This is a genomic window from Bacteroidota bacterium (assembly GCA_034723125.1).
Taxonomy (GTDB): Bacteria; Bacteroidota; Bacteroidia; order CAILMK01; family JAAYUY01; genus JAYEOP01.
The window spans coordinates 1-4,701 of record JAYEOP010000096.1 but is presented as its reverse complement, the minus strand read 5'-3'; the positions used below and the strand labels follow the sequence as shown (position 1 = coordinate 4,701).

The following is a 4,701-nucleotide window of genomic DNA, read 5'->3' as shown; positions in this document are numbered from 1 at the left end:
GTGAGGTTAAAAAAAATGAGGTGTTTAAAAAAATTGTTGAAAATGATTAAGGGTGACGAAAATTATGAACATTTAAAAATTAAAAAAAATGGAAATATTAAATGAGAATATTGAATTGATTGAAAGGTACATGGATGGTAATCTTTCAGAAGAAGAGAAACTAATTGTAGAATCAAAAATTGCTAATAATCCTGCTTTTGCAGATGAAGTTGAATTAAGAAAAGAAATTAACGAGGCTATTCTTGAAGCAGATGTTGATGATTTTAAAGAAAAACTTGAAATTGTTTTTCAAGATCAACAGGAGCAAAATAAAGTACTTGAACATTTTAAATCAATACTTTATGGAAAGAAAAAGATGCTTGTTGCTTCAATGTTACTTTTAGTAATTGCTATCTCAGGGATTTTCTTAATTACTAATAAAAATGATATGCAGTATGTGATTGATAATTACTATCAACCGTATGAGGCTAAAGTTCTGGTTAGGTCAGATGATACGAATCCTATTACTATAATGCTAAATACAGCAATGCAAAAATATGAAGAACAAGAATATTATGAAGCTGTGGGATTGTTTGAGGAAGTACTTAAAATGGATAATAAAAATATCCAGGGACATCTTTTTTCAGGTATATCCAATTTTGAAATAGAAGAATATCTCAAAGCTAATGAGTCATTTAATTACATTATAAATGATAATAATAATTTATATATAGACCAAGCAAAATGGTACCTTGGTTTTTGTTATTTGGAAATGGAGGATAAGGAAAAAGCCCTAGATTTATTTCAAAATATTTCTGAAAGTGATAGTTACTACAAGGAAACAGCTAAAAAGATTGTTTCTAAATTAAAATAACTACTTTTATAAAATTTGAAATTTTCAATGCCTATATTTTTTTATAAAAATAAAAAATGAAAGTGCAATTAAAATTGCTAAGGCACTTAATAAGTAAATATTAGTTGTGTTTTTTTTAATGTTTATCGCAGATGTGTCTCCAATTAAAATATATCCTGACCAAAAATATGGATGAGCTTCCAATTTATCAGCATTAGTAAGATATTGAAGTTTTGCTTTTTGTAGTGCTTCATCTTTTGGCATTTTTTTTCTAAGATATTTGTAAAATGTTGCCATTAGCGTACTTCCCGATTTGTCAGAGATTTCCCATTGCGTCATTACAATGCTGGGGCAACCTGCAAAGATAAAAGCTCTTGCAAGGCTCATTACACCTTCACCTTTTTGAAGCTTTCCATCACCCGTTTTGCAAGCACTTAAAACAGTAAGATTTGCCTTTAATTTAAGATTATATATTTCAAAACTATGTAATAAATTATCATTTGTTGAATCTTTGGTTTGAGTAAAAATGAGTTTAGAAAACATTGGATTATTGTTGTCAATTATAGCATGCATCGCTAAATGAATTATACTGTAATTTGGTGCCTCATTTTTAAATGTTTTTTCGGAAGCTTCTAAGTCCATAAAAATGTTGCTTTTAAATATTTTTGAAATAATTTTAACTTCCTCTTTTGTACCTTTCAATGGTGTTAAGTTCATTGATCTGTTTCTGAAACTAATTTCATTGGATTTTAAAGATTCTTTACTTAAATCATAGTTAGGAGCAAAAGCAATTAATTTATTCGAAAATACTTTATTCTTTTGATTTTCACTAATGTAAAAGTGCAGACTGGGAGAATAGGAATATGAAATAATGTTTTTTCTGATTAAATATGGAAGCTTACGATAATCTGATTTATCAGGTTTTTTTGTTAGTAGGATATCGAAGGGGATATATGAAATATTTCCTTCGGGGATGATAAGGAGTTTCTTATCACTAATGTACTTTTCAAAGGGTTTTAATAGTTTTAGGTAAAGATAGAATGCTGATGTTGAATAAATTCTAAAGGATTCTTTTACGTTAGATACCACATTTTGATTTATGGTAGATGTTCTTAAATTTGAAATGTTTTGTAGAAAATTTGAATCTTTTATTGTAGTAAAGAACTTAACATAATTTTTAAAAACTCCAATTACTAATACCTCATCCTCAAGTAAAGAATATTCAATTAAAACTTCATTATCTTTTAGTTTTGATTGTATTTCAGTTATTGATAAAACATCTGAACGATACTTTAGAGAATAGTATTGTGGAAATTTATCTTCCAGATAGTTAACAAGTTTGTTTTGTTCTTTTTGTAAATAAAAAACTTTCTTTTCCCATTTTTTAATCAAATTCCGGTCAATTTGATTTTTGCTTTTTTCATCATAAATTTTTCTGCTGTAAAATCCTAATTCTTCCTTTATTTTTCTTTCTTTCTCTAAAATATCTTGGGGAATATTTGCGAATTTTCTTGCTTTGTTTATGCGAATAGAAGAAAAAAGTATTGCTGCTTTCTTTTTTTCTGATAATTCAAATGCTGTATTAAAATATTGTATATCAGATGTTTTTTTGAATAAATCAATTGATAGGCTTATTGCAGCAGAATATGTTTTATCCTGATTTTTTGATAAAACAAGTTTACTCATTCGTGTTTGATATTTTATTCTAATCATTTCAATAAAACTGATGGACAATTCATAAGTATTTAGTGCCTTTTTTAAAAATACAATATTGGAGGGATTGCTGTAATACAACAATTTTAATGCATTTGCCTTTGAGTTTATAAGTGAGATTGATTTATAATTCGAAAATGAAATTTGTTTAATTTTAGGATTAATAAAAATATTCGTATCATTAAATTCCTGTATCGAACTGATAATAGCTTTTTGGAAATACATTAGGGAATTTTTATAATTACCTAAGCTATTGTAATAATTTCCAAATCCAAAATAACAATCTGCTGTTAAAGGATTTTTTTCTCCAAAATATTCTTTACTGATTTTTAGTGCTTTTTTTAGGAGCTTATAAGCAGCTTGCTTATTGTTATTTTTAACATTGAACTCACTGTAGTAGTTGTAGCATTGAACTAATGCAGAATAATCAGTTTTGGATTGAGAGAGAATGTTAGTAATTGCTTTTAAATAAAATTCTTCTGCTTTTTTCAATTTTCCGATTTTGTCATAACAAATTCCAATGTTACAATAGCTTGAATATTTTTGGGTATGCAAAGTTAAATTTTCTTTTATTGTAATGCTTTGTTGCAAATACTTTAAGGCATTATGATAATCTTTTAAATCTAAATAATTGTTCCCTAAGTTATTGAGTATTCTTGATTTTTGATATAAAGACAAATCCGATTTATCGTTAATGCTACTTAAAGCATTTTTATAATATTTAATAGCTTTTTCATAATCTCCTTCCATTCTGTAAACATTACCTATGTTGGAATATAACATTAGATGTGTTTTAGTATTCTTAGGTTCTTTTTCAATTATTATCTCTGCTTTTTTATAAAGAGTTAAGGCTTTGTCAAGCATTCCTAAGTTTTTGTAAAGCATCCCAAGATTTTGATAAATATTTATAAATGTAGGATCGTTTTTGTCTAAAACAGAATGAAATATTTGATATGATTTATTGAGGTTCTTTTTTGCTTTATCATAGTCTTTTAGTTTGAAATAAACCAATCCTTTGTTTTGATACAATTTTGGAATTAGTGTGCTTGATGAATCATTGCCAATTAGCTCTAGAGCTTTGTTATAATATGATAGTGCATTATTGTAATCTCCACTAACATAATATGCAATTCCAAGGTTATTATATGTTGTTGCAGTTTTGATACTATCTGCTTTTTTATCTATTGTTCTTAAATTTTGCGATTTTGATAAGTATTTTAATGATTTATCAACTTTTCTTAAGGACAAATAAATAGAACCGAATTCATGAGTGATATCCGCATAAAGATTATTATCATTGTTAATGTGGGATAGATAAAGCATTTCGGATTCTAATAATTTAGACAATGCTTTACTGTAATTTGATTCATTTTTAAGAATTATCCCTATCTTTAAATTGCAAAGAACTAATGATTGATAATCATGATTTTGAGAATAAATATTTGCTAAATATTTAAATTGCTCTAAAGCTATTTCATATTCTTCAATATTGAAAAGACTATCTGCCTTATGGTAAGTGTATGAAATAGAATCAGATGTGGTTTTTGCAACAATATTTGATATGCTGAAAGTAAAACATAAAAGAAAGAGGACATTTTTTAAATTTATCATTATCAAATAAACAATTTTTTTTGCTCCAATATTATTCGATTCAAAGGTAATATAAAAAAATCAATGAATATTTTTTTTGAAAATGCAATTTTTTTTAAATTTTTTTTAGTGCATAATTAATAAAAATAACTATAGATTAATAAATTTGGTGATTACTAATCTAATTATATGTAAAACAGTTTATAAACATTATTGTTGATAACTTATAATAATTAATTATTGCTAATTAAATATAGTTATTATTTTTGTGCTTAAAATAAAATATTGTGTATTGTAAAAAATGTGGGTCGGATAAATATGTAAAAGCAGGAAAAGTCGCTGAAAGGCAGCGATATAAATGCAAAAACTGTGGTTATCATTATACAATAAACAGCAAGGGTAAAGATCCGGGAATAAAGCGTCTTGCTTTGGAAATGTATCTTGAAGGAAACAGTTTTAGAGAAATAAGTAGAAGACTTAATGTAAGTGATGTTTCAGTGATTAAGTGGGTAAGAAAGTTTGGTAAAGCTATAGAGGTTTTGAAGCGAAAAGATAGGGAATTTGAT

At 26.3% G+C, this 4,701-nt stretch carries 3 protein-coding genes; 2 read left to right on the top strand and 1 reads right to left on the bottom strand.

Annotated elements, in window-relative coordinates; all coding sequences use genetic code 11:
* Window positions 1–88: 88 nt before the first annotated feature.
* Window positions 89–853 (top strand): hypothetical protein, encoded by a 765-nt coding sequence (locus tag U9R42_02860; GenBank protein ID MEA3494956.1) that lies wholly within the window; start codon window positions 89–91, stop codon window positions 851–853.
* A gap of 24 nt (window positions 854–877) precedes the next feature.
* On the opposite strand, the gene U9R42_02855 is transcribed toward U9R42_02860, so the two are convergent.
* The gene (locus U9R42_02855) at window positions 878–4,156 is read right to left on the bottom strand and encodes a CHAT domain-containing tetratricopeptide repeat protein (GenBank protein ID MEA3494955.1); all 3,279 of its coding nucleotides are present in this window, start codon (window positions 4,154–4,156) and stop codon (window positions 878–880) included.
* A 266-nt stretch (window positions 4,157–4,422) separates the two neighbouring features.
* On the opposite strand from U9R42_02855, the gene U9R42_02850 reads away from it, so the two are divergent.
* Window positions 4,423–4,701 (top strand): helix-turn-helix domain-containing protein (locus U9R42_02850; protein MEA3494954.1); only part of this gene is annotated, 279 nt, incomplete at its 3' end.